Origin of the sequence: Sphingobium sp. (genome assembly GCF_041987595.1) — a bacterium.
Taxonomy (GTDB): domain Bacteria; phylum Pseudomonadota; class Alphaproteobacteria; order Sphingomonadales; family Sphingomonadaceae; genus Sphingobium.
This window is the reverse complement of record NZ_JBHIWJ010000262.1, coordinates 1-512: the sequence shown is the minus strand read 5'-3', so window position 1 is coordinate 512 and position 512 is coordinate 1. Positions and strand designations below refer to the sequence as shown.

Genomic DNA, 512 nt, shown 5'->3' with positions numbered 1-512 from the left:
TTTTTCGTGGCCGGATCGGCGACGAGGTAGCTCACCGTGTTTGTCGGCTCGTCGAAGAACGATCGGATGATTGGCTGTGACATTCTGGAACTCCCTGATGCCATTGTTCGGTTGGTCTTGACGGATATATTAGCAATATCTAATTCAGCAATGACTGAAATAATGGGAACAGGGCGGTGGCCTCAGCAACGTTCGATCCGGAAACTTTCGAAAAGCAGGCGGTTGAGGTTGCCTCCATCCTGCGCGCTCTCGCCAATGAGCGTCGGCTGATGATCCTGTGCAGGCTCTTTGAATGCGGGGAGGACAGCGTGAGTTCCCTCGCCGAGGCCGTCGGCCTTTCGCAATCGGCGTTCTCGCAGCATCTCGCGAAGATGCGCGACGAGGGTCTCGTCACTTTCCGGCGGGAAAGCCAGACGCTCTGGTATCGCATCGCCGATCCGCGCATCGAGCAGCTCTATGCCACGCTGCACAAGCTGTTTTGCACGCCCGTCAAAGCCAAGAGCAGATAAGCC

Annotated in this window: 1 protein-coding gene; it reads left to right on the top strand. The window is 56.6% G+C overall.

Features of this window, described 5'->3' with window-relative positions; genetic code table 11:
• Positions 1-176: 176 nt before the first annotated feature.
• Positions 177-509 carry a helix-turn-helix transcriptional regulator gene (locus ACFC3J_RS23075; protein ID WP_057197109.1) on the top strand — a complete coding sequence of 111 codons (333 nt, stop codon included), beginning with the start codon at positions 177-179 and terminating at the stop codon, positions 507-509.
• Positions 510-512 lie beyond the last annotated feature (3 nt).